The 23,048-nt window shown below is 60.2% G+C and carries 21 protein-coding genes and 4 pseudogenes; 12 read left to right on the top strand and 13 right to left on the bottom strand.

Features of this window, described 5'->3' with window-relative positions; genetic code table 11:
* Positions 1-25: 25 nt before the first annotated feature.
* Positions 26-568: a hypothetical protein gene (locus tag CWS72_RS08035; protein WP_101250065.1), complete on the bottom strand. Its 543-nt coding sequence runs from the start codon at positions 566-568 to the stop codon at positions 26-28.
* A gap of 468 nt (positions 569-1,036) precedes the next feature.
* Here CWS72_RS08035 and fusA point away from each other — a divergent pair, with 468 nt between their 5' ends.
* Positions 1,037-3,178, top strand: coding sequence for an elongation factor G (gene fusA, locus CWS72_RS08030; RefSeq protein WP_101250064.1), 2,142 nt, complete (start codon positions 1,037-1,039; stop codon positions 3,176-3,178).
* Positions 3,179-3,268: 90 nt separating this feature from the next.
* Here fusA and CWS72_RS08025 read toward each other — a convergent pair whose 3' ends face one another.
* Positions 3,269-4,492 (bottom strand): response regulator, encoded by a 1,224-nt coding sequence (locus CWS72_RS08025; protein WP_101250063.1) that lies wholly within the window; start codon positions 4,490-4,492, stop codon positions 3,269-3,271.
* Positions 4,493-4,732: 240 nt separating this feature from the next.
* Positions 4,733-4,918: a hypothetical protein gene (locus CWS72_RS08020; RefSeq protein WP_101250062.1), complete on the bottom strand. Its 186-nt coding sequence runs from the start codon at positions 4,916-4,918 to the stop codon at positions 4,733-4,735.
* 413 nt (positions 4,919-5,331) lie between these two features.
* Here CWS72_RS08020 and CWS72_RS08015 point away from each other — a divergent pair, with 413 nt between their 5' ends.
* From CWS72_RS08015 to CWS72_RS08000, 4 genes are all read left to right on the top strand, one after another.
* Positions 5,332-6,348 carry a hypothetical protein gene (locus tag CWS72_RS08015; protein WP_101250061.1) on the top strand — a complete coding sequence of 339 codons (1,017 nt, stop codon included), beginning with the start codon at positions 5,332-5,334 and terminating at the stop codon, positions 6,346-6,348.
* Entirely contained in the window at positions 6,342-6,758 is a 417-nt protein-coding gene (locus CWS72_RS08010) for a response regulator (RefSeq protein WP_101250060.1), read from the top strand. The genes CWS72_RS08015 and CWS72_RS08010 overlap by 7 nt, the downstream gene beginning before the upstream one ends.
* A 159-nt stretch (positions 6,759-6,917) precedes the next feature.
* Positions 6,918-8,600: a SulP family inorganic anion transporter gene (locus CWS72_RS08005; RefSeq protein WP_101250059.1), complete on the top strand. Its 1,683-nt coding sequence runs from the start codon at positions 6,918-6,920 to the stop codon at positions 8,598-8,600.
* A gap of 46 nt (positions 8,601-8,646) precedes the next feature.
* Complete coding sequence (locus CWS72_RS08000) at positions 8,647-9,984, top strand: globin-coupled sensor protein (RefSeq protein ID WP_101250058.1); 1,338 nt, start codon at positions 8,647-8,649, stop codon at positions 9,982-9,984.
* Between the two features lie 49 nt (positions 9,985-10,033).
* On the opposite strand, the pseudogene CWS72_RS07995 reads toward CWS72_RS08000, so the two are convergent.
* The 3 genes and pseudogenes from CWS72_RS07995 to CWS72_RS07985 all read right to left on the bottom strand — a co-directional run.
* A pseudogene (locus tag CWS72_RS07995) lies at positions 10,034-11,506 on the bottom strand (DHA2 family efflux MFS transporter permease subunit); the annotation flags it as partial.
* Between the two features lie 35 nt (positions 11,507-11,541).
* Positions 11,542-12,036, bottom strand: a complete 495-nt coding sequence (locus CWS72_RS07990) for an isoprenylcysteine carboxyl methyltransferase family protein (RefSeq protein WP_101250057.1) — start codon at positions 12,034-12,036, stop codon at positions 11,542-11,544.
* Complete coding sequence (locus CWS72_RS07985; RefSeq protein WP_101250056.1) at positions 12,033-13,085, bottom strand: type III polyketide synthase; 1,053 nt, start codon at positions 13,083-13,085, stop codon at positions 12,033-12,035. Before CWS72_RS07985 ends, CWS72_RS07990 begins: the two co-directional genes overlap by 4 nt.
* 423 nt (positions 13,086-13,508) lie before the next feature.
* On the opposite strand from CWS72_RS07985, the gene CWS72_RS07980 reads away from it, so the two are divergent.
* A complete protein-coding gene (locus tag CWS72_RS07980; protein ID WP_101250055.1) occupies positions 13,509-14,663 on the top strand; it encodes an iron-containing alcohol dehydrogenase in 1,155 nt (384 codons plus the stop codon).
* A 257-nt stretch (positions 14,664-14,920) separates the two neighbouring features.
* On the opposite strand, the pseudogene CWS72_RS07975 reads toward CWS72_RS07980, so the two are convergent.
* Together CWS72_RS07975 and CWS72_RS07970 are read right to left on the bottom strand one after the other, a co-directional pair.
* Positions 14,921-15,124 (bottom strand): annotated as a pseudogene (locus tag CWS72_RS07975) (type II toxin-antitoxin system RelE/ParE family toxin); the annotation flags it as partial.
* A gap of 1 nt (position 15,125) precedes the next feature.
* Positions 15,126-15,416 (bottom strand): ribbon-helix-helix domain-containing protein, encoded by a 291-nt coding sequence (locus tag CWS72_RS07970; protein WP_101250144.1) that lies wholly within the window; start codon positions 15,414-15,416, stop codon positions 15,126-15,128.
* Positions 15,417-16,208: 792 nt separating this feature from the next.
* Here CWS72_RS07970 and CWS72_RS28710 point away from each other — a divergent pair.
* From CWS72_RS28710 to CWS72_RS07950, 3 genes are all read left to right on the top strand, one after another.
* Complete coding sequence (locus tag CWS72_RS28710) at positions 16,209-16,466, top strand: hypothetical protein (RefSeq protein WP_199175591.1); 258 nt, start codon at positions 16,209-16,211, stop codon at positions 16,464-16,466.
* 444 nt (positions 16,467-16,910) lie between these two features.
* Complete coding sequence (locus tag CWS72_RS07955; protein WP_101250051.1) at positions 16,911-17,162, top strand: type II toxin-antitoxin system ParD family antitoxin; 252 nt, start codon at positions 16,911-16,913, stop codon at positions 17,160-17,162.
* Positions 17,159-17,464, top strand: coding sequence for a type II toxin-antitoxin system RelE/ParE family toxin (locus CWS72_RS07950; protein WP_101250050.1), 306 nt, complete (start codon positions 17,159-17,161; stop codon positions 17,462-17,464). Before CWS72_RS07955 ends, CWS72_RS07950 begins: the two co-directional genes overlap by 4 nt.
* Before the next feature lie 221 nt (positions 17,465-17,685).
* Here CWS72_RS07950 and CWS72_RS28315 read toward each other — a convergent pair.
* The 3 genes and pseudogenes from CWS72_RS28315 to CWS72_RS07930 all read right to left on the bottom strand — a co-directional run bounded on the left by CWS72_RS28315 (position 17,686) and on the right by CWS72_RS07930 (position 19,563).
* Positions 17,686-18,030, bottom strand: a pseudogene (locus CWS72_RS28315) (HepT-like ribonuclease domain-containing protein).
* Positions 18,031-18,296: 266 nt separating this feature from the next.
* Positions 18,297-19,058, bottom strand: coding sequence for a hypothetical protein (locus CWS72_RS07935; protein WP_146002675.1), 762 nt, complete (start codon positions 19,056-19,058; stop codon positions 18,297-18,299).
* Positions 19,048-19,563 (bottom strand): hypothetical protein, encoded by a 516-nt coding sequence (locus CWS72_RS07930; RefSeq protein WP_101250046.1) that lies wholly within the window; start codon positions 19,561-19,563, stop codon positions 19,048-19,050. Before CWS72_RS07930 ends, CWS72_RS07935 begins: the two co-directional genes overlap by 11 nt.
* A 365-nt stretch (positions 19,564-19,928) precedes the next feature.
* Between CWS72_RS07930 and CWS72_RS07925 the strand changes: the two are divergent.
* The 3 genes and pseudogenes from CWS72_RS07925 to CWS72_RS07915 form a co-directional block, all read left to right on the top strand.
* Positions 19,929-20,210 (top strand): annotated as a pseudogene (locus tag CWS72_RS07925) (type II toxin-antitoxin system TacA family antitoxin); the annotation flags it as partial.
* A complete protein-coding gene (locus CWS72_RS07920) occupies positions 20,207-20,734 on the top strand; it encodes a GNAT family N-acetyltransferase (RefSeq protein ID WP_101250044.1) in 528 nt (175 codons plus the stop codon). The pseudogene CWS72_RS07925 and the gene CWS72_RS07920, both read left to right, overlap by 4 nt.
* Before the next feature lie 469 nt (positions 20,735-21,203).
* Complete coding sequence (locus tag CWS72_RS07915; RefSeq protein WP_101250043.1) at positions 21,204-21,926, top strand: hypothetical protein; 723 nt, start codon at positions 21,204-21,206, stop codon at positions 21,924-21,926.
* 194 nt (positions 21,927-22,120) lie between these two features.
* Here the strand turns inward: CWS72_RS07915 and CWS72_RS07910 are convergent, their stop codons facing one another.
* Positions 22,121-22,417 (bottom strand): hypothetical protein, encoded by a 297-nt coding sequence (locus CWS72_RS07910; RefSeq protein ID WP_101250042.1) that lies wholly within the window; start codon positions 22,415-22,417, stop codon positions 22,121-22,123.
* A 215-nt stretch (positions 22,418-22,632) separates the two neighbouring features.
* The gene (locus CWS72_RS07905; protein WP_146002674.1) at positions 22,633-22,953 is read right to left on the bottom strand and encodes a hypothetical protein; all 321 of its coding nucleotides are present in this window, start codon (positions 22,951-22,953) and stop codon (positions 22,633-22,635) included.
* Positions 22,954-23,048: the final 95 nt, after the last annotated feature.

Here is a 23,048-nt window from a genome sequence, read left to right as displayed (position 1 = left end):
CTCCTGAGAGGATGTATCGTAGCGCTCATGGTGCGTTGCACCGCACGTTCCACGCCATGGCCGTACTTGGCGGCGTCGCGTAAACCGACCTGAAGCAGATGGCGATCTGATCGCCCGCTGCTATAGTGGGTGACAACGCCACCGTCGCGCTGCATGTCGCGTTTCCCGGGTTGCCCCCGACCCCTCCGGGATTGAAATCGCAGACGCTTTGCGCCGACCTTGTGCCGCCCACACCAAGGCCCGTCGAGCCCTTCAAGACGACGATCGCGGCATCCAGATCCGACCATGCGGCGGGAGCCGTCGTCAGCGCCCCTTGAAATGATACCGCGCTGCAGGTACCGGCCACCGGAACCAGGATCGCCGCGGTCGGATTGACCAGGCTTTGGGAATAGACCGCCGTACTGATACCGGACACGGCGAAGCAGTTGCTGGAGCCCCCGACGGGCGTGCTCGCGGCAATGCCGCCACTTGAGCCCGCGAAATTGAATAACGTCTGTGCGACCGCTCCATTCGCCACAACAGCCGCCAGCACGGACACGATCACCACTTTAGAGATTTTATATATCATAAAATCACCTTTTGGTTGTAATTGTCATGGCAGGTGGTCCCAGATGCGGCTTCTGTCAAGAGTGCTAAAAAAAACGGGACCAGCTGGGTCGCGGGGGAGCGGATCGGGCGGTACCGTTGAAGCGGCGCCAGCGACGGCTGCCGGGATCGTTACCGATATGAACTTTGCGCATTCCACATGATTAAAACGAATAAAACCAATCACTTAAAAATATTATAAGCGACCGATCCGCCCTATCGGCACGATGCGCATCCATCACATCGAGCCAGGTTTTCGCGTCTCCCTCGAACGCCAATAAATTATTTCATGCATTTTTCGTGTCTTTTTTTTCCGCTCGGTGGCATTTTGCGCCCGCGCCCGCGCAACTCAGTCGGGTCCCCGGTCATGGGGATTTGCCATCGGGAGGGCGGCGCCATGAACCATGTCGCCGAACCCCGGCTTAACCTGTAACTGCAACGGAACCATATTATGCCACGCCAAACGCCCCTCTCCGATGTCCGAAATATCGGCATCGTCGCTCATGTCGATGCCGGAAAAACGACCACCACGGAGCGCATCCTGTATTACACCGGGCGCAAGCACACCATCATCGACATTCATGATACCAAGGATCTGAAGACCTCGACGACCACCGACTATCTCGAGCAGGAACAGAAGCGCGGCATCACCATCCAGAGCGCCGCCGTTTCGGCCTTCTGGCGCGGCAAGAAGATCAACGTCATCGACACCCCCGGCCACGTCGACTTCACCATCGAGGTGAACCGCTCCCTGCGCGTGCTCGATGGCGCAGTGGTGGTGTTCGACGGTGTGGCCGGTGTCGAGCCGCAGTCGGAAACCAACTGGCGCCTGGCCGACAATTACAGCGTCCCGCGCATCTGCTACGTCAACAAAATGGATCGCAGCGGCGCCAATTTCAAACGCTGCGTCGAGATGATCCGGACCCGCTTGGGCGCGCGGCCCCTGCCGATTCAACTGCCCCTGGGCTCGGAAGACAATTTCAAGGGCATGATCGATCTGGTCGAGATGAAGGCCCTCGTCTGGGATTCGGACGACAAGGACGCCCAGTGGCAGATCCTCGACGTCACCGACGACCTGGCCGACAAGCTGAACATCACCGTGTCGGAAGACCGCGAGATTCTGGCCAATGTCGCCAGCTACCGGTCCGAATTGGTGGACACCGCGCTGGAGCAGGACGAGGAGGCGATGGAAGCCTTCCTCACCGACGGCACCGTCCCCTCCCCCGACATTCTTCGCCGCGCGCTCCGCAAGGGCACGCTGAACTCGTCCTTCACCCCGGTTCTGTGCGGCTCGTCCTACAAGAACAAGGGCGTCCAGCAGGTCCTCGACGCCGTTGTCGATCTGCTGCCCGCCCCCACCGACGTCCCCGCCATCAAGACCGTGGATGCCGACGGCGAACCGATCGGCGAGCGGATCTGCTCGGATGACGAACCCTTCTCGGCACTGGCCTTCAAGGTCATCAACGACGCCTATGGCGCGCTGACCTTCATCCGCGTCTATTCGGGCGTGCTGACCAAGGGGGCCTCCATCCTCAACTCCACCCGCGGCAAGCGCGAAAAGATCGGCCGCATGGTCGAAATGTTCGCCAAGGAAGCGCAGCCGGTGGAAGAAGCCCGCGCCGGCGACATCATCGCCCTGGTGTCGCTGAGCGAGACCGAAACCGGCGACACGCTGTGCGACTCGGCCAATGAGGTGGTGCTGGAACGGATGCGCTTCCCCGAGCCGGTCATCAGCGTCTCGGTGGAAGCCAAGACCAAGAACGACCAGGAGAAGTTCACCACCGCTCTCGGCAAGATGGTGCGAGCCGATCCCTCCCTCCGCCTGGAAACCGACCGCGAGACCGGTCAGACCATCCTGCGCGGCATGGGCGAGCTGCATCTGGAAGTCACCCTGGACCGCATGCGGACCGAATTCGGCGTCGAAGGCAACATGGGCAAGCCGCAGGTGGCTTACCGGGAAACCTTCACCCAGCCGGTCACCCATACCTACACCCATAAGAAGCAGACGGGCGGTTCGGGCCAGTTCGCCGAAGTGAAGATCGTCTTCGAGCCGACGGAGCGGGGCACGGGCTTCCAGTTCATCGATGAGACGGTGGGCGGTTCGGTGCCGCGCGACTATGTTCCCTCGGTGGAAAAGGGCTTGCGCCTGCAAAAGGAAGACGGCGTGCTGGCCGGCTTCCCCACCGTGGATTTCACGGCCACGCTGGTGGACGGCAAGTTCCACGACGTCGATTCCAACGCGCTGACCTTCGAAATCGCCGGCAAGGGCTGCTTCCGCGAAGCCATTCGCAAAGCCAACCCGATCCTGCTTGAGCCGGTGATGAAGGTGGAAGTGGTGACGCCGGAGGATTATCTGGGTGACGTCATCGGCGATATCAACCGTCGCCGTGGTTCCATCCAGGGTCAGCTGGAACGGGGTAACAACATCGCCGTCGAGGCCGACGTGCCGCTCTCCGAAATGTTCGGCTATATCGGCCAGTTGCGCGGCATGACCAGTGGCCGGGCCTCCTACACCATGGAGTTCTCCCACTACGATCCGGTGCCGCGTCAGGTCGCCGACGAAATCGTCGCCCAGATGAGCAAGGCGTCGTAATCGAAGTTGGGGCGGGAAGGCGATAATTTCGCCTTCCCGCCCCAAGATTCGACGCGTCAGGGCCTCAACGGGCCTTTGGCATATCCCGCGCTATAAATCCTCTGTCCGCAAAGACGTCGTCCCCGGACGGATCCCCGGCATCCAGACCTCTTCGCGTTTGGCGATGTTGGCGCGGATTGCCTGCAGCCCCCGGATCAATTCTTTCCGATTGTCTCCGCCGTCGCCTTCGAGGCGTTCGGCGACGACCACTCGCAAGGCGTCGATATGCAGGCGCACCGCCCGCATTTCAACCTCGCCGAAACCGATCCGATCGCTGATGAAATGGCAGAGCTGGGCGGCGATTTCGGTAATCAGGGGATAGCCGAAGCTTCCCCCCTGCCCGGCCATGTCATAGGCGGCCTCGAACAGGGCGCGCATGTTGTCCGTCCGTTCCCCGGGCGCCGCCGCCCTGGCCCGCCTGAAGAAGATCTGCAACCGCGACAAGTCCTTCCGGACCCGGATAAGGTAGTCGTCCTGGAGATCCCTGATCGCGGCGTCGGCCCGCAGCACGGCATCGTCATCGACGCCCCACGGAGAATAGGGCACCCGCAATTGGAATTGGGGCGGAACCGGGATAAGCAGCGGCTCGCTGGGAGAACCGCTATTTTTTGGCTGGTACCAGACATCCTCGGCCTGGGATGATGCCGGTTCCGGCGGAGTATAAAGCTCGTTACCGACGTCTTCGGCATAATCGTCGTAAAGGAGTGCCCGAATTTCCTCGGGCGTGACGACGACCGGTGGATCTTCGTCGACGACCTGGCCCCAGGCATCCGTCTCGACGGCACGGGGCGGGGTCCGGCGCCGATCCATGCCTTCGAAGTCGGTCTGCTGCCAACGCTGGCTGGGACCGAAATAGTCCGGCGTGCGGATGAATGGACGCGGATATTCGATGATGGTCCTGATCCGCGCGAAAAGCGCCTTGGCGGATAAGGGCTTGCAGAGGACGTCATGGGCGCCGGCGGCACGGGCATCGGCGATATGATGCGGAGCGGTCGCGGCGCTTAGCACGAGCACGATGGCGAAGGGATTGGGGCTGTCGTCCGCATTGCGCACCATGCGGACGAAGGCGTCCCCATCGACGGGCCGCGTGCAACGGTCGCAAAGGATGATATCGGCGGGGGACGAGCGCAGGCTGTCGAACGCCTCCCGGCCGTTGGCGGCCTCGGTGACGGCGCGCACGCCAAAGGCCCGCAGCATGCCGCAGACGACCCGCCGCATATCGCGATTGCCATCGACGACGAGAACTCTGGCGTTTTCCAGGCTATATCCGCTCATCGGCTTTGGTCTTCTACCGTGACATCACCTTGAAAAAAGATAAACCATAGATGGTGATGTGTCGCGCCCATCCATACTGCATGATGATATTTCTTTTTTCCGACCCAAACATTTCGCAGGCCCCTCATTCATCACCCCGTTTGCGGCACCGAGGGCCCGTTGGGAAATAACCGCGTCATTGAGAACGTGAGCACAACAACGACGATGAAACAAGTAAAGCATTGATTCATCAACAGCCCCTTAAAATCCCCAGGTGGCCTTCAACAATCCGCTGTGGCTCTGGTAATTGGGCCGCGTCTCGCCCTCATATTCGGCCTTCAGCGTCAGGCTGTCCGACTGTTCCAGCGTTGCCGACAGGATGAGGCGCGCCCCGTCGGCCGGCACGGTATCGACACCAAGAGACGCCTTCGGTATTTCCTGACTCATCTTACAATCCCGCCACGACAAGAAAACCTGTCAAGTCAACACCACGTCAATGAAACGGCAAAATGAAAATTAAAAGGGAATTCATTCAACTTTTAGCTATCGAAACACATCACTCACAACATACCCCCATATTCTCTCAACGATTATTATAGTGAAATGGCCCATGATTAAGAGAGTTTCAAGATATGAAGGATCCATTCCGTTCGCGGCACCAACATGACATTCGTATTATCGGAGACGAGCCGGATGGCGGCCTCGCCGATGATTACCAAATTGCGAATAACCGCCGAAAAATAACCACCGTTCAGCAAATTAAATCCGGTAAATTTCTGGAAATTCCCTAATTTTCGTGTACCGTTTTACAGCACTGCTCAGAAAATCGGGAATACGCGACACCCGAGGGGAATGATCAGATGGGGCACAGCAAACCCGCGCCGGCCACGCTGCCATCGCATATAAAGCTCGACCACGTGGTATTCAGCCGGTTCGCCGAATGTCTATTTTATCTATCCGCGCCCAGCGAAGAATTCGTGCTGTCGGTAAACATCGGCGGCAATCAGGTGGTGTTGCCGGTAGCCGGAATCATCAAGGAATTCGTTCTGGGTCCGGCGGACGTCGAGATGCTGGAGCTTGTCGGTCAGTCTTTGCGGTTCGTGCGTGGATTGAGGATCGGCGACGCCTTGCCGAAGGAAGTCCTGACCGGCGAAGCCAGTTGGGAGGTCTCGCAAAAGCATCAGATGCTGGCCCGTCAACGCGTGCTGATGCAGTTGGTGAACTGGCTGATGGGGGTTGAGACCTTACTGACGTCGCCCGAACAGCTGATGCAGTTGGCCAACGACCCGACGACCAAGAAGAAGGTCAACGAGGCCTTCGGCGAGGCGGCGGAGCGCCTCGGTCTCGGGCGTGAAAACCGCGAACAGATGCTCCCCTATGTCGAAAAGCTCTCCAACGAGCTTTCCTATGTCGAAGCCTTGCGCGAGATCGTCGAATCGATCCGCGCCATGCTCGGCAAGGTCGAGGGGCTTCGCAAGATCTATCAGCGCGAGAAGACCCTTCTGCAGACCCTTGACCAGGTGCGCAAGCTGATGCTGGTGGCCGTTGCCGAATTCGATGAGCGCATTATCGAACTCGACGCGCAGACCGGCGAGATCATCGCCGTGCTACAGAACCTGGAACGCCAGGTTCTGTTCATTCGCGAGAAGCGGGATGATCTCTATGTCCGCCTGCTCGCCTGGCGCGAGGTCATCGACGAGTGGCGGAGAGTCGATGTGGCCATGTCGCTGAAGATGGAGAACGTCATCGCCCGGTTGTATCAATTCCTTGCCGCACGCTACATGAAGACCGACGAATGGGTGTTGATGACTCAGCTTCAGCTCCGGGCCGAGAACATCGATGATCTCAAGAAGAAGAAAAAGGTGCTGGTATGGTGATGTGTGGCGAAAAGACGATACTCGTGGTCGAGGACGAGGGCTTCGCGCGCAAACACGTGGTCATGATTTTGAGCAAAGTCGAGGGATGCTCCATCCTGGAGGCCGTCGATGGACCTCAAGCCACAGATCTTCTATCGAGCAAACAGGTGGATCTGATGATCCTCGATTTGCATCTGCCGAACGCCGCCGGTGTTCAGCTCGTCAGCGGTTTGGATCTCCTGCATCAACTTCGGGCGGGAGAACTGGGGGCGCCGGCCAAGCTGCCGGTCATCGTGGTGACCGGATCGGATGACGTGATCGCCGAACGCATCGCCGGTGCCATGGGCGTGACCGCGTTCCTGCACAAGCCGGTCAGGGCGGACACGCTGCGCCAGGCTGTCGCCGTGGCGCTGAACGGGTCGGAATCATAAACGCCGTCATGACCTAAGATCGACACGGGCATCCACCTGCGGAAACCATACAATGTCATTTGCCCCGACCATCCGGATATCCGTGTCGAGCACGGGTATGACGATTGTATTTGGTGGTGGGACGAATGAAATAAGCCCCGCCGAGAGAAAGCAGTCTCCATGTCCGTCACCAACCCGAACCTTCCCAAATCGATTCAAGCATTCAGGACCTATACCGCCCAGATGTTCCTGCGCGATATCATGGCCGGACTTACGGTGGGACTGGTCGCCCTGCCGCTGGCAATGGCCTTCGGCATTGCTTCGGGCGTAACTCCGCAAGCGGGTATTTACACGGCGGTGGTGGCAGGCTTCCTGATTTCGGCGCTGGGCGGCTCACGCACCCAGATTGGCGGACCCACAGGGGCCTTCGTGGTGATCGTGGCGGGAATCGTGGCCCATTTCGGGATGAGCGGCCTCGCCATGGTGACGGTGATGGCCGGCGTTCTGCTTCTGTTGATGGGTCTCACCGGCCTTGGCGCCGCGGTTCGCTTCATTCCGCGGATGGTGGTGATCGGCTTCACCAACGGCATTGCCGTCCTGATCGCCTCGACACAGGTCAAGGATTTCTTCGGCCTGCGCACCGGGGAGGTCCCCAGCGAATTCCTGCCCCGGATGAAAATGCTCGCCGAGAACTTCGGCAGCTTCAATCCGGTGGCGCTGGGGCTGGGCCTGGGAACATTGGCGATTCTGCTGTTGCTGCCGCGCTTTACCAAACGGGTTCCGGCGTCGATCGTCGCCCTGCTGGTCTGCACCGGCGTGAGCGTCATCTTTCACCTGCCGGTCGAGACCATCGGCAGCAAATTCGGTGGAATCCCTGAAGGGTTGCCGCCTTTCGCCGTTCCGGAATTCCACTCGGAAGATATTCTGCCGTTGATTCCCTCGGCCTTTACCGTGGCGATGCTGGCGGCCCTGGAGAGCATGCTCTCGGCTGTCGTGGCCGACGGCATGACCGGAGACCGGCACAACCCGAATGTGGAACTGGCGGCGCAGGGAATAGCCAACATGCTCTCGCCGCTGTTCGGAGGCATTCCCGCCACCGGAGCCATTGCCCGCACCGCGACGAATATCCGGGCGGGCGCGCGCTCGCCGGTCGCCGGAATGGTGCATGCGCTGACGCTATTGGGCATTCTGCTGGCAGCCGCGCCGCTGGCCAGCTACATCCCGTTGACGGCGTTGGCCGCGGTGCTGTTCGTGGTCGCCTACAACATGGGTGAGTGGAACGAGATCGGTGGCATTCTGCAGTTGGATTTCACCGCCAAGTCGGTGTGGGTGGCGACTTTCGCGCTGACGGTCTTTGCCGATCTGACGGTTGCCGTGGGTGTGGGCTTCACGCTTGCCGCCCTGCTCTACATTCACCGGGTGGCCGAAACCACCTCCGTGGCGCCGGTCACCGAGGAATACATCCGGGATGGCCTGCCCCACAGTCTCCAGGGCCGCATCCTGCCGCCGTTCGTGACCGTTCTGCGCATTCACGGGCCGTTCCTCTGGGGCACCACCGAGAAGCTGGTGGAAGCGACCACGGATCTGGAGGTCTTTCAGCCGGTGGTGATTTTGCGGCTGCGCAACATGACGGCAATCGACGCCACCGGCATTCACGCCATCGAGACCTTTGCCAGGCAACTCCAGGACTCCGGACGCACGCTGCTGCTGTGCGGAGCGATGCAGCAGCCATCGAAGCTGCTGCACGGCGAGCGTTTTCTTGACCGCATAGGCCGCGAGAACTTCATGGCGAATATTCAAACCGCGTTGGACAGGGCGAAAGAGATCCATGCGGCGGCGGAGGTGTCAAAGGCAGGCCCGTGATTGAGCGGCTCCGATAATCAAAAATTTACAATATGAGGAAACAGCAATGAGCAAGACGCTTGATATTGAAAGAGAAAGTCGTATCGCCTCAATGGGGATCGATCAAAATACGCGCGAGGTGATAGCGGAGTGCAAGCCCCTCATCGAGACGATGATCGAGGGCGCGGTCCGGGATAGCTTCTCAAAAATCATGAAATCGCCGGAGGTCCAGAAAGCATACGCCGGCGTTAATCTGGAGGATGCCGTCGCCGCCCAGCGATCTCACTGGGTCAATGATATATTGCCGGCACAGTTTACAAACGACCAAATGGAACATTGCGTCACCCTCTTCTCCAAACGACAGAAGCAGGGGTTGGCGCTGCGTTGGTATTTCTGCTTCTATACAAATGTTCTTTCCAGAATGATCATCTCCGTGTCGGAACATTATCGCAAGAAGCCGGACAAACTGCGCGCGGCGGTGGAAGCTCTTACCAAAGTCGTGAATTTCGAAATCGAGCTGGCCTCGGCCGCCTACATGCATTCCGCCCAGGAGCAGGCGGCGACGGTTCTGAACGGAACCGCCACGGAATTCGAACAGAACGTTTCCAGCGTGGTCGGTACGGTCTCTTCCTCCGTCACGCAACTCGAGGCGGCGGTGGAGACCATGGCAAGCGTGGCCAACCAAACCGCGAACCAGGCTCAAACCGCGACGAGAGCCGCGCAGAACACCAGCGCGAACATCAGCACCGTGGCCTCGGCAACCGAGGAACTGACGGGATCGATTCAGGAAATCGCCTCGCTGGTCGGCAAGTCGGCCCAGATCGCTCAAACGGCGGTTGGCGAGGCGCAACGGACCAATCAATTGGTTCAGGGTCTTGCCGACGCGGTGGGCAAGATCGGCGACGTGGTCAATCTCATCAACAACATCGCTTCCCAGACCAACCTCCTGGCGCTGAACGCCACCATCGAGGCGGCGCGGGCGGGGGATGCGGGCAAGGGATTCGCCGTGGTGGCCGGCGAGGTGAAGAATCTCGCCAATCAGACCGCCAGGGCGACCAAGGAAATCTCCTCGCAGATCTCGGCGGTTCAAAACGCCACGCATGACGCGGTGAACGCAATTCAAAGCATCGGCAACACGATCGGCGACATTAACGAAATCTCGACCTCCGTCGCCTCGGCGGTGGAACAGCAGAGCGCGGCGACGCAGGAGATCGCGCGCAACATCGAGGGAGCCTCGCAAGGCAGCGTCCAGGTCAATGAGACGATCGTCGCCGTGGGGGGGCTCGCCGGGAAAACCGACACGACGGCGAAGGAACTGTCCTCGGCGGTCGTGATGCTGTCCACTCAAGCAACACGGCTCTCCGATCAGGTGGAGCAGTTCCTTGTGAAAATTCGCGTCGGGTAATTCGTGGAGGAATATCTCGCCCTCGTGGCGATCGCTTGGCGAACGGCACGCAGATCAAGGCGGCAAACGTTAGAATGGCGATCATCGCCCAGGCATCGTTGATGGCTTCGGTCAGCGAGGCTTTTTCGACCAGAACCCGCACGATTTCCTGCGTATCGGCATTGAGCGGTTCGGTCCAATGGGCGGCGAAATATTGAAGCGGAAGACCGACGAACTTGGCCGTCGCCATATCGCCCGCGCGCAATCGTTCGATGATTTCGCCGCTATGCAGGACCGAACGGCTGTAAATGACGGTGTCGATCAAGGCAAGACCGATGGCGCCGCCGAGATTGCGCATCAGGTTGAACAGGCCGCTCGCATCGGGCACGCGGCTCGCCTCCAGGCTGCCGAGGGCCAGCCGGGTCGGCGGCAACAGGCAGAACATGATGGCCAGACCTCGGATGATCTGGGGCCAGAGCATCCCGGCATAGTCGGTTTGCGGCGTTTGCCCCGCGCTGAGCCCGAGACCGGCGGCAAATAACGCAAAGCCGGCCATCGTCAGCAAACGGGCGTCGAGGTGCCGCTCGAGCATGACGGCAACCGGTGCGATCAGGAGCTGCGCCACGCCGGTCACCAGCATGGTCGTGCCGATCTCCAACGCATCATGGTCGCGCACGAAGGCGAGAAAGACCGGCATGAGATAGACCGAGCCGAACAGCCCGATTCCCAGCACGAAACTCAACAGGCAGCCGATGGTGAAACTTCGATCGCCAAAGCTGTGGAGATCGACGATGGGATGGGTCGCGCGGATGGTACGTCGCACGAAGCCGGCCGAACCGGCCAGGCTGAGAACCAGCAACCCCTGCACGAGGCCGGAGGTCCAGCCCCGGTGCGGCGCCTCCTTGAGGGCTATTTCCAGCGCCGTCAAGGTGATCGCGATCAGCATCAGCGACGGAAAATCCAGTGTTCGGGCTTCTCTCAGCCGCCCCGGCGTTTTCGGCAGCAGGAAACCGGCAAGGACGGCAGAGAGGATGCCGGGGACGACATTGATCAGGAACAGCCAATGCCAGGAATAAGTGTCGGTGATCCAACCGCCCACCACCGGACCCACGGTCGGCGCCAGGACCGCCAGCACGCCGGCCAGCATGGTGGCGAGATCCTGGCGCTTTACCGAAAAAAGAAGGAAAACAGCCGAGAAGACGGACGGAATGAGAGTCCCGCCGGAAAATCCCTGCAATACCCGCCAGGAAATCAATAGGGCGAAGCTGTCGCTGGCGGCGCAACCCAGGGAGGCCAGCGAAAAAATGGCGATGGCCAAAACGAACAGCCAGCGCATGCCGAGCAGCCGCGTCAGAAAGCCGGTGAGCGGAATCGCCACCACTTCGGCGATAAGATAGGCGGTCTGGATCCAACTCATCCGGTCCGGCGCGATGGCCAGGGCGCCCTGAATCGTCGGCAGCGACGTCGCCACCACCTGAACGTCGAGAATCGCCATGAACATGCCGATGCACATGGTCGCAAAACCGATCCAGGTTTTCGTCATCGGCCTTGGCGCCAATCCGACATTCCCCACCGGCATCAGGCGCCACGCTCCGACAGCGCGGCATTCTCCGCCCGGATGCGGATGGCCAAAATGACGGCATTCGCCACCGAAAAGACCAGCGCGTACCAGAACAAACCCAGACAGAGCGGCAGGATGGCGATCTCGCCGATCACCACGAGATAATTGGGATGAGACAGAAAGCGATAAGGGCCGCGCGTCACCAGCGGAGCACCGGGAAGAATGATGATGCGCGTCGTCCAGCGCCCCGCCAGGGTCGTCAGCACCCACACCCTCAGCCCCTGCAAGACGACAAAGATTGCCAGCCAGCCGGGATTGAGGGGGCGCGCCCAGCCGAACAGCCATAAACCCGCGAGCCAGGAGGCATGCAGCAGAACGATCAGCGGATAGTGCCCCGATGCGGCCTCGAACGCCCCTCTTGCCACAAGAGCCGCCGTATTGCGCCGGGCGAGCCAAAGTTCGGCCAACCGCTCCGCCGTGACAAGGACCAACAGGAGGGCTGCGGCCGTCATGCGGCCTTCTTGAGAGAGACGCAACTCGCGGTGAAGCCCGGCCCCATCGCGGTCAATAATGTCCGGGCGGGAAGCCCGGCCCGCATGATGCGCTCCAGAACGAAGAATGCGGTCGGGGCCGACATATTGCCATATTCCACCAGGATGTCGCGCTCGTGGTCGAGAGCCCCCTGCCCCAGCGAGAAGGCACGCTCCAACGCGGTGAGGACCTTGGTGCCGCCGGGATGGAAGGCGAAGCGGTCGATATCGCCGAACCCCAACCCGGCCCGGTCGAGAATTCCGTTTACAGCCGGGGCCATATGCTCTTCCGCGAAGGGCGGTATGGCGCGATCGAAAATGACCCCGAATCCTTGAGGATCGATCGACCAGCCCATGATGCCGAGGGTGTCGGGCCAAGTGTGCTGGCCGCTCATTTCAATGTCGGCAATGCCTGTTTCGCCGGCCCGCAGCACGCAGGCCGCGGCACCGTCGCCGAACAGCGCGGTGGCGACGATGTTCGCCTTGGTCAGTTCATCGAGGCGAAACGACAGCGTGCACAGTTCGAGCGCGACCAGCAGCACGGTGCTGCCGGGACGGGATTGAGCGAGGCGGGACGCCAGTGAGAGCCCGGAAACGCCCCCGGCACAACCGAGGCCGAATACCGGCACCCGCTCGACGTCGGCGCGGAAACCCATGCGACCGGCGACCCGGGCTTCGAGGCTGGGCGTCGCGATGCCAGTCGACGAAACCGTGACCACCGTGTCGACCTCCGCCGCGCCGATGCCGGCGGCATCGAGCGCCTTGGTTGCCGCATCGACGAATAAACGGCAGCCACCATCCAGATAGGCTTCGCTTCGCTCGGGCCAACCCAACGGTTCGAAATACCATTCGAGGGGCCGCACCGCGTAGCGCCGCATAATTCGGGCGGTCTTGAATACCTTTGCCAAACGTTCGAAATCATTGAACCGAGCGGCGAATTCCCGCTGCGCCGCGGCGGCGACATCGACCTGCTCGAAGCAAAAAGGCGGCACGGCGGTCGCAACGGATAAAAGCTTGGCGGACTGGGGCATGAACGCACCTGCATGAGAGGACGTTTATTGTTCCGGCGATTGGAGACATTTCCTTAAAACCAGCCTGGCGACGACCCGCCGATGTGACCGCGAGATGGCAGGTCACGGGAGTTCACGAGCTTTCCGATGGAGCACTGTGAATGGACCAGGCTTGGTCGTGATCGGCCGGACAGAACATATGAATGGGAGGCTAGGCGCAGGCGGAGCTTCAGGGGAAGGCTCGGAATCTACTCAGAGGGACGCGGGTGGCGGAAGCTGGGAGACCCTCCTTTGGGCAGGATGACTTTGGCGGTAGAGTGAGCGCGTCGGCCGGCGACAGCGCCCGTTTTGCCCGTCCGCCCCGGCGCGCCGCGCGCGATCATGATTTCCACAGGTAAAGGCGACGACGGGGGAAGACCAAAACCACGAGGAGAGGGATACGCCATGAATTTCGAATTTGCGACGGCCGGCCGGATTGTCTTCGGCATGGGAACCGTCAAAGATGTCGGACGCATGGCGGCGTCCATGGGACGCCGCGCTCTGCTGGTCACCGGCGCCGCGACCGAGCGGACGGCGCCGCTCCTGGCAAGCCTCACCCCGCATGGGATCCAGGCGATTCGCTTTGCCGTGCCCCACGAGCCTTCCATCGAAACGGTCGAGCGGGGCGTCGCCTTGGCCAGGATGGAAGGCTGTGACATGGTGATCGGCTTTGGCGGCGGCAGCCCCCTGGATGCCGGCAAGGCGATCGCCGCCATGCTGAGCAATCCGGGGGAGGTCCTGGATTATCTGGAAATCATCGGAAAAGGACGCGCCCTGTCGCAGGCGCCGCTGCCCTTTATCGCCATCCCGACCACCGCCGGAACCGGGGCCGAGGTGACGAGGAACGCGGTTCTAAGCTCCCCCATCCACAGAATGAAGGTCAGCCTGCGCAGCCCGCTGATGCTGCCCCGTCTGGTCGTCGTCGATCCGGAATTGACCTTGAGCGTCCCGCCGGCCGTCACCGCCGCCACCGGACTGGATGCCCTGACCCAGGTCATCGAGCCGTTCCTCTCGAACGCGGCCAATCCCATCACCGACGGGTTCTGCCGCGAGGGCATGGCCCGGACGGCGCGGTCCCTGCGCAAGGCCTTTGCCGACGGCAGCGACGCCGCCGCCCGCGAGGACATGGCCATGACCAGTCTTTTGGGCGGTCTTGCGCTGGCCAACGCGAAACTGGGCGCCGTGCATGGGTTCGCCGGCACCTTGGGCGGGATGTTTGAAGCGCCGCACGGCGCGGTTTGCGCCGCCCTGCTGCCCCATGCGATGTCGGTGAATGTCAAGGCCCTGCTCACCCGCGATCCTTCCAATCCCGTCTTGGCGCGCCATGACGAGGTGGCCCGGATTCTGACCGGCAAGGCGGGCGCGACCGCCGTCGACGGCGTGGCCTGGATCCGCGAGCTCTGCGCCGACCTGAGGGTGCCCGGCCTGGCCGCCTACGGCCTTCGCTCCGACCATTTCGAGACGGTCATTGCGAAAGCCGCCGGCGCCAGCAGCATGAAGGGCAACCCGATCCTCCTGAACGCGAAGGAAATGGCCGAGATTCTGAGCCGAGCCCTGTGAGCCCCCCGACACGCGGATTAACGTGAAAAATCAGACAGTTGCCCAGCGTTTGCGGCGCTGGTGCGGCATTCGCGCATTGACGACGCCGCACGCCGGTTTCAGGCAGCCCTCGGATGGACCGTGGCCAGCGGCGCGACCTCGCGCACGGTTCGCCACGACGGGGCTTTACTACCCTATCACCTTTCGCAGCGCCTCATTGATCCGCGATTGCCATCCCGGGCCACCGGACCATCATCCATATCCGGGTGCGTTTCATAAAGGATCAGATACGGCCCTTCGACGAGGACGCGCGCAGAAGGGCTGATGTCGCGGCAACGCGGCCCAAGCCGAGGGTGATCAAGCAACTCCTTCGTTCTGGTTTCAATGCGATCATAGACCCTCTCGGCCGCCAACGGATCGTCGAGGCCGATAACCACGTAGATATCGAGCAAATCCCGCTGCGCCTGGGGCGAGCGGAACAATTCAACCGGCAACGTCCGGTTCTTTCCTCGCTTCCTGCAATCGCCGCTGCGCCTCCAGCCTCAGCGCATCAAAACTCAATAGCTCAGCGGGGCCACTGGCCTTCCCCTCACCCCATAACTGACGAAGACGCTTGATATCCTCCTGTCGCAATTCGCGCTTGAATTGCCAGTCCCGGATGGCGTCCCGGACAACCTCGCTGGTCGTCGCATATTCCCCAGCATCGACGGCGGCCCGAATGCAAGCAAGCTGCTCGCCGGTCAGGGCAATACTGACTTTTTGGACATCGGGCATAGCGAATCTCCAAATCTCTAACTTGGGCAAATCTTACTACTTAGTAGCAAGATTTGCCCAAGAAAAGCGCTTGGCCTCCGTCGTCCCGCTGGATTTCGGTGCCCAATGAAATCACCGCAAAGCGATGGCCACGAACGAATTTCACGTCAAATATAACGTTTCCATTTTGGAAAAAAACTATAGTTTATGCTGCTATTTCAACAAATTCCGAGCATCCATCACGTCACCATGCCCCACTCCGACTCCATCACGCGTTTCCAGCGCGATGTCTGCAAGAACCGGTTCATGGCGGGCCAACTGCGTTTGCGACAGGCAGAGACGTGCACTGTCTGCTTCAGAACGATGGGTTCAAAGGGCCTCGTCATCCACCATATGGATTACGCCCACGAGTGCACATGGACGAACACGATTGTCGTCACCGTAGCCAAGGGCAAGAGATCCATCCCGGATTGTCAAAGCTGCCATGCGGATGACATGCGGAGATTCAATTCGTGCCGCCGCCGACTTCAACTTCTGCATGGCCGATGTCATTTCGAATATCACCGAGGCCAGAAGGCCCTGCGTCCTATAACCTAATCAATTCCACCGCCGCCGTTTTCTTCAACGACAGGAACTTTGTTAAAGAGGCGATCGTATTACCCGAAGTTTCGTCGGCAACCTCCTTCTCCTGCCAAATGCGATGCGCCGCGTCCTTGAGATTCTACAACCTCGCGCCATCGTCGCTGGCCTATGACCGATTGCCGGAGGCATTGAGGAAGGGCCAGCCCACCCCGTCACGCAGCGGGCGGCTTCCTGCTCGCGCGGCTCGCCACGGACAAGGATCTTCAGGGGCGAGGCCTTGGCGGCCAGCTCTTGCTCGCCGCTGGAAAACGCTGCCTGCGTGTCGCGGCTGAAAGCGGCGGAATCATGATGGTGATCGATGCCAAAAACGCGCGGGCGGCTGAATGGTATGAGGGTTATGGAGCGCTGCGGCTTGAGGATACGCCGCTGACGCTCGTGCTGTCGCTCAAGACGGTACGAGCGATCCTTGATGAGGTCGGTAAGCTCTGAACGCGGCCCAGCGGCGCGACCTCGCGCGCGGCCGATAGTCGCTCCGGAGCGACCATGCTGCTTGGAAAGGACATTTAATCCCTGCTCCGTTACTGGAAAAACACATTGCCGTCGAGGACAGGCGCCTGCCGTTTCCCGAAAAATCAATGACTTATACATCTCATGGCGCTGGCCGAATTCACCATAGCGCCATAGAACACACAAAAATATGATGTGCAGACAATGACTTAGCGGCATCCCCGGCAGGGATGGCGCCACTGCTTCATCTTGCCTTACACCGGCTTTGATCGATCCACCGCCCCACTCACGCCCCCTTACGCTCTCCTCCCCCTTCCCGGTTTCCTGATTCGTCACCACTCTCCTCGCCTGTTTCCTTCCGACCGGCTTGCCGTTGCTGCCCGTCCAGCCTACATTTATGTCAATCTTTGACATAGGAGATCCCCCTTGGCGACCAATGTCCATCTCACCCCAGAATTGGAACGCTTCGCCCATGAATGCGTCGAGGGCGGACGCTACAACAATGTGAGCGAGGTCGTGCGTTCGGCCTTGCGTCTGCTGCAAGAGGCGGAAGATCGCCGCCGACAGTTCCAGACGATGTTGCAGACCGCCGAGGCGGAAGCCGACCGCGAGGGCACGGTCACCGTCGAGAGCATTCTGGCGGAGGTTGACGGTATCATCGGCGCGGCCGAACAATGAGCGCTGCGGTTCTGTCGCCGGCCGCGCGGCGCGATCTGCTGGCCGCCGTGCGCTGGATCGCCAAGGACAACCCCGCCGCCGCGCGCGCCTTGCGCGACGGGATCGTCAAAGCGGCGGAACGCATCGGCGAGCACATCCATCTCGGCAGTTTGCGGCCCGAACTGGCGGGGGAGCCCTATCGCTTCGTGACGCTGACCGGTTTTCCCTACGTCATCGTCTACAATGCCGCGCGCCAGCCGCCGTTGATCGTACGCATCCTGCACGGCGCCCGCGATCTGCCCGAGATGTTGCGAGGGACGTGACGGACGATTTATTTCGCTACGCTTCAGTATCAGCAACACCGAACCAATCGCCGACAGAACCCGTCCTCGCGCTGCATCCGCGCGCCATCGCGCTCTACTTTATTGATATAGAGCCGGATGATTTTTGACGGTATCGCATAGCGATTCCGTCAAAAATCATCCGGCTCTAAGCGAACGGACCAGTGACGCGCCTATCGCGGCACCAGAGCGGCACCGGTCGATCAACTGGCCGGCGGCCCGGACTCTGCCAACAACCGCGTCACCTCCGCCTTGAGAACCGGAAGATCATGATTCACGACGTCCCACACCAGGATCAAGTCAACGCTCCAATAGCCGTGGATCAGGCGATTGCGAAAGGCAATGATACGTGCTCAAGGGATATGTCCGTTTTCACGAATTGCCGGGGAAAGTCGGGTGGCCGCTTCGCCGATGATTTCGAAATTGCGGATAACCGCATCCTGCACCATTCGCTCCGCCAAGAAAGCGTCCCTGCCGCCCGAAACATAGGCTTCGATCGCAGCGATGCTATCGGCGATATGGGCAAGGTACGGTCGATTGGATTTCACAACAGACGAGCCTCGGCCTCGATATATGGACGGAAATGAGGACTGAGGCCACGCTCGGATACCAAATCGACCCGCCTGCCCAGCAACTGGGGCGAGACCAGGTGGATCCATTCTTTCAGTAGGATCGCCGGCACGCGATCCCACTATTGTTACGGGCAGATGCGGCGGAGGGCGTCGTCATCAAGCAAGTCTATAATCGTCAGCGACTGCACGCCGCGCTCGACGACCAACCGCCGTTCGCATGAAAGCCAAGGATCGTGAACACTTTATTCCTCATCATCACTTGGCTTGCATGGAGGATCCGCTTCCGGGCAGTCACAGTTGTCGGTGGAAGCATCATCGCCATCTTGTTCAAGGAAACGTGGCCAATTCTCCCAACTATCCTCGACCTTCGGAACATGATCAGACCATCGCCGCCAAGACTCTTCGCCAAACTCGTCGGCATCATGATCGTCCTGATCACGCGTTTCGGCATAGTCTTGAAGAAGATCGCAAATTCGCAGGGCCTTCTCCCGAAGTTCGCCCTCAATATCCTCCTCTCGACCTTCCAAAATGGCGCCCACCTCAAAACGATCAAGAATATCGCTTTCGACGGACCTCCCTTTTGCTCCGCCGATTGCCTGGTCCTGGCGTTTCCATGCCGCCAGCAAAACCCCAGTCACGGTCACCGGAATTCCGTCGGACACCGCGCCAGGATGCTCGTCGATCTCCTTCAAAATCGGAGCCAAAGGGGATTTCTTGCCGATCCAGTTCATATAGGCGATCGCCGCGTCATCCTGTATGGAATCATCGCCCAAGAAATCGTCTTTGTCGGCTCCAAACTTGCCGGTCCAGTCAGCGGGATTGTCAATGTCGCCGTCTGGGTCCAATGCTTCAATCTGCCGGAGAGCGGGAGTCCGCATCTGGTAGGCGCCCAGCGCCCGGCCATCCTTATGGACTTTGCGATAGTTGCCCTCGGGACTTCCGGATTCCAAAGCCCGCAACCCCGCAAAAAGGCCGGACGCAAGGATCTCCTCATCAGTTGGCATTCTTTAACTCCCCGACCCCCGATTGGTCCTCGCGTCCGACCCTTTCCTGCCAACCGTCCGTGTCATAAGGGACCAAGGGCTGCCGAGGCCTCCCTTTTGCCTCGGTAACATGTCCCAAAAGACTGCTGACGATTCGCCGAAAGGCATTGCAATTGGGATGTTTCCGATTGTTTGGATGCGATTTGTGCCTTTGAATTTCAAGCATAAAACCCAATTCGATACTGCTATCGAGATCGTCCTGATCCAAGCCTGCCTGGCGGAAAACCTCCGGGAAGATGCGCCGCGCCTCTGCGACGACCTCGCGAAACGTTGCCGGTGGGGCGGCGCATATTTCGGCCATTGCTTCCACAGTCCCCACTTGCATGGCCATCGATTGGGCCTTGTCTCTGGGAGTTCTCTCGTCGGGTTCATTTTCCGCCAACGCCATTGCGGGGAAAGTGACCAGGAAGCCGACAAACAGGCAGGTCCGGGCGGCAAACCAATCTCCCTTAAGGAACGAGCGCATGTCGGGCCTTTATTTGGACGTGACGATTCTCGCACATAATTTTCCATATATTTTCCAATATGGCAACAATTGCGCGAAAAATCAGCCAGCCCCCGCACCGCAACCGACGTTCAATGTCATGAAAAAGCCCGCCAATTCATTGAATCGACGGGCTTAATGATGGTAGCGGAGGAGGGCGCCGGCCAAGGCAGTCCGGTGATGGAGCGATGGTGTTGAACGTTCAGGACAGAGTCGAGAGATCCCGCCGACCGTCTGCAACACGAACGATTTGGTGAAGCCGTCTTCTCGTACACCTTGAAGACACACAATTGACGGAATCGACGGAGTGATGTTATTTTAGACGTGTAGAATTTCGAGAGGAAGCCGCCATGCCCCGCGCCGCCATCGATGACAACAAGAGGATGAGCCTGCGGGTTTCGCCGGAGGTAAAATCGCGGATCGCGCGCGCGGCGGCGCTTAAGCATGCCGATCTGACAAATTTTGTGACGCAGGCAGCGCTTCGTGAAGCCGATGCCGTCATTGCCGAGGCCGAACGCATCACCTTCTCCGAGCGTGACTGGATGCGTGTTATGGACCTGCTGGAAAACCCGCCGCCGCCGAATGACAGGCTCCGCGCCGCGGCCAAGGCGCTGCCGAAGACGATATGACACTTCCCGATTGGCATGAAGAGCCGATCAGCAAATCGCATGATCGGAAGAGTTTCGATTGCGGCGATGCCGATCTAAACGGATTTCTCCAGAAACACGCCCGCCAGAATCACGAAAACGGTAGCGCCAAAACGTTCTGTGCGATTGACGATGCGAACCCGGCGCTGGTACTCGGCTTCTACAGCCTTGCGCCATCGTCGCTGGCCTATGACCGATTGCCGGACGCATTGAGGAAGGGCCAGCCCCGTCACGCCGCGGGCGGCTTCCTGCTTGCGCGGCTCGCCACGGACAAGGATCTTCAGGGGCGAGGCCTTGGCGGCCAGCTCCTGCTCGCCGCTGGAAAACGCTGCCTGCGTGTCGCGGATGAAAGCGGCGGCATCATGATGGTGATCGATGCCAAAAACGCGCGGGCCGCCGAATGGTATGAGGGTTATGGAGCGCTGCGACTTGAGGATACGCCGCTGACGCTCGTGCTGTCGCTTAAGACGGTACGAGCGATCCTTGAGGAGGTCGGTAAGCTCTGAACCGTGGCAGCCGCAACGATAACCTCGCGCGCGGCCGGTAGAGGGCCGCAGCGGCGGGCAGCGAGACGGAATGCCGCCACCTATGGGTGGCAGACCGAGCCGGGCACATGGCCCTCCTGTGCGCCGCCGAGGTGGCTGCCGAGGTGGGGCGAGGTCGGCGAACGAGGCGATGGACCGCCCACCGCCGTGCTGCCTCTGACAGTCTCCGATTCACCCTTCTCGCAATCGGCATCGAGTCGGGCGACGCCGCCCGGACGGTGCGGCGCCTAGTCCGGCGCTATAAAGCCGAGGCCCGGCGGGGCTGGGAGGAAGGGCGATGAGCAGACGGCAATACGAAGCCCGGCGCCAGTTGCTAGGCGGCAGGACAATCGCAATCTAGGTCAAAGACATCACCTGTTCACCCGGCTGGTGCGAGTGGACGCTAGTACTCACTCGCCATTCGGCGTCCCACATCGTGAAAGGCACGGTCATGGTCAATTACAGCGTTCACCCGCTTGATGGCGGTTTCGAGAGAGAATGGCGGGCAGGCGAACACCTTAGAGACTTGGAGATCGAAATCTCTCACGTTTTCGAGCGACAGGCTAATGCCGTCCCCTTCGATCTCGATCCGAATCCGCCGCACCACGTCATAAATGTGTGCCGGCCACCCGAGACTTTTTTCGGGATGCGCATCGGAATTCTCGTGGGGGAAATTTGCTACAATCTTCGAAGCGCCCTGGATTATCTCATTTTTGAGTTGGCCAAACTGGATTCCGGTTCCGTGCAGAGCGGCACGCAGTTTCCGATTATGGACGCGAAAAAGGACTTCGATAGACGCGGCAAAACTGCCTTTCTCAAAGGCATCAACGCCAGCCATATAGCCGCAATCGAGGGTTTGCAGCCGTACATGGGATGCAACTGGACTGGCAGCCTCCGCGACTTCTCCAACGAGGACAAGCATCGGCAATTCGTTGTTGGCGGTGGCCAAACTCGGATTACCGTTTGGTCGGCTCTCGATACCGATTTGTCCAAAATTAGAGGAATGACTTATGACCGTACAGCAGTGCATCCAGCCACCGGCGCGAACGTGCCAGTGAAGGTGCACGTCGCCGGAACGGTAGCGTTCGATAATGGATTGCCGATCCTTGAGACGCTCCAAGAACTTAAACGCAATGTTGCAGACTGTCTTGCTGACTTCAAGCCTGAGTTCTAGCAGAAAGAACGTGGCGCATCTCCGCGCGTCAATCATATTGGGCGCAATCTCAATCTCACATCGCGCCCAACAGAGCTGATGAACCGATCTTAGAAGAGGTGGCTGCAGACTCTCAATTGGCCGCTTCGAGTCATGAGCCGTCACTCACCACGTTTTCAAGTGTGCAACCAAAAGCGGATACGCCGCCGGCTGCCTCACGGCCTCGCTGTAGTTGGCGGCACACAAGCGAATGTGATCTCGTCGACCGATCCCCCAGGCAAAATGACACTGCCGCGCTCGACCTGGATAACCGCGATTTTCTGGTACTTGGCACATATCTCACCGGCCTTGACCTGTACCGCTCTTGCCGAAATGACGACATGGTCATAGCGGATGGCGCCCCCGTTCGCGTCCTCTGACTCGACATTGTACGAGCCTCCCCAAACAGCCACGCAGCCTGAGAGCGCGAAGGACACAATTATCGGGTTGATGACGCCAAACCTGTTGCGCATTTTCACTTCCTCCACAGCCTTTCTATCGCGGCCGTTTTCCTCTGCCCAGCCCGTCTCATCGCCGTCTGGTCGAGGTTGTCGTAGTGGTCCGTCACCTCGAACACGAGGCCCTTAAACAACTCATGTGGGACTAAATTAGCACCGCCTAGCGGCTGCCGTCATCTTTGGCTAGTGGGACAACCGAGCCTCCGTCTCGGCAACAAACTGTATCACGCCTAAACCACCGCCCGGTCCCCGTTCTGACCCGACACTGGGGCACCCAGGCCGTCCAGGACGGTCGTCAACAGCGGCCTATCCCGCTCCGCCGCGAGCGGCGGCAGAGCGCGGCGCATGTAATCCAATGCCGCCGGGTTGGACCGGAGCAGCGCCAGTAGGACGCCGCCGAGGACGATCTTTCGCCGCGCGTCCACCTTCCGATCCGCCGACGCCGTCCGGGCGACGGCGGCCTGCTCGACGGCCTTCTGGCGGCGTTTGACCTCCGCAAGTCGGGCTTCGAGTTTCGCCCGCCGCGCCTCCAGTTCTTCGACCTGCCCCATCGTCGCCTCCCTTGCCTGATCGAGCATTGATGTAGGCCCAACCAGGCGCCGCAAAAGTCGCTTGTGCACTCTCTGTTTTTGTCCACATGAGCCTC

The organism is Telmatospirillum siberiense, assembly GCF_002845745.1.
Classification (GTDB): Bacteria; Pseudomonadota; Alphaproteobacteria; order Rhodospirillales; family Magnetospirillaceae; genus Telmatospirillum; species Telmatospirillum siberiense.
This window is presented reverse-complemented; position numbering and strand designations above follow the sequence as displayed.

Bases quoted from the DNA above. Each gene is read 5' to 3' on its own strand.
- CWS72_RS08035 (WP_101250065.1), bottom strand. From the start codon at position 568: ATGATATATAAAATCTCTAAAGTGGTGATCGTGTCCGTGCTGGCGGCT.
- fusA (WP_101250064.1), top strand. From the start codon at position 1,037: ATGCCACGCCAAACGCCCCTCTCCGATGTCCGAAATATCGGCATCGTC.
- CWS72_RS08025 (WP_101250063.1), bottom strand. From the start codon at position 4,492: ATGAGCGGATATAGCCTGGAAAACGCCAGAGTTCTCGTCGTCGATGGC.
- CWS72_RS08020 (WP_101250062.1), bottom strand. From the start codon at position 4,918: ATGAGTCAGGAAATACCGAAGGCGTCTCTTGGTGTCGATACCGTGCCG.
- CWS72_RS08015 (WP_101250061.1), top strand. From the start codon at position 5,332: ATGGGGCACAGCAAACCCGCGCCGGCCACGCTGCCATCGCATATAAAG.
- CWS72_RS08010 (WP_101250060.1), top strand. From the start codon at position 6,342: ATGGTGATGTGTGGCGAAAAGACGATACTCGTGGTCGAGGACGAGGGC.
- CWS72_RS08005 (WP_101250059.1), top strand. From the start codon at position 6,918: ATGTCCGTCACCAACCCGAACCTTCCCAAATCGATTCAAGCATTCAGG.
- CWS72_RS08000 (WP_101250058.1), top strand. From the start codon at position 8,647: ATGAGCAAGACGCTTGATATTGAAAGAGAAAGTCGTATCGCCTCAATG.
- CWS72_RS07990 (WP_101250057.1), bottom strand. From the start codon at position 12,036: ATGACGGCCGCAGCCCTCCTGTTGGTCCTTGTCACGGCGGAGCGGTTG.
- CWS72_RS07985 (WP_101250056.1), bottom strand. From the start codon at position 13,085: ATGCCCCAGTCCGCCAAGCTTTTATCCGTTGCGACCGCCGTGCCGCCT.
- CWS72_RS07980 (WP_101250055.1), top strand. From the start codon at position 13,509: ATGAATTTCGAATTTGCGACGGCCGGCCGGATTGTCTTCGGCATGGGA.
- CWS72_RS07970 (WP_101250144.1), bottom strand. From the start codon at position 15,416: ATGCCCGATGTCCAAAAAGTCAGTATTGCCCTGACCGGCGAGCAGCTT.
- CWS72_RS07950 (WP_101250050.1), top strand. From the start codon at position 17,159: ATGAGCGCTGCGGTTCTGTCGCCGGCCGCGCGGCGCGATCTGCTGGCC.
- CWS72_RS07935 (WP_146002675.1), bottom strand. From the start codon at position 19,058: ATGCCAACTGATGAGGAGATCCTTGCGTCCGGCCTTTTTGCGGGGTTG.
- CWS72_RS07930 (WP_101250046.1), bottom strand. From the start codon at position 19,563: ATGCGCTCGTTCCTTAAGGGAGATTGGTTTGCCGCCCGGACCTGCCTG.
- CWS72_RS07920 (WP_101250044.1), top strand. From the start codon at position 20,207: ATGACACTTCCCGATTGGCATGAAGAGCCGATCAGCAAATCGCATGAT.
- CWS72_RS07915 (WP_101250043.1), top strand. From the start codon at position 21,204: ATGGTCAATTACAGCGTTCACCCGCTTGATGGCGGTTTCGAGAGAGAA.
- CWS72_RS07910 (WP_101250042.1), bottom strand. From the start codon at position 22,417: ATGCGCAACAGGTTTGGCGTCATCAACCCGATAATTGTGTCCTTCGCG.
- CWS72_RS07905 (WP_146002674.1), bottom strand. From the start codon at position 22,953: ATGGGGCAGGTCGAAGAACTGGAGGCGCGGCGGGCGAAACTCGAAGCC.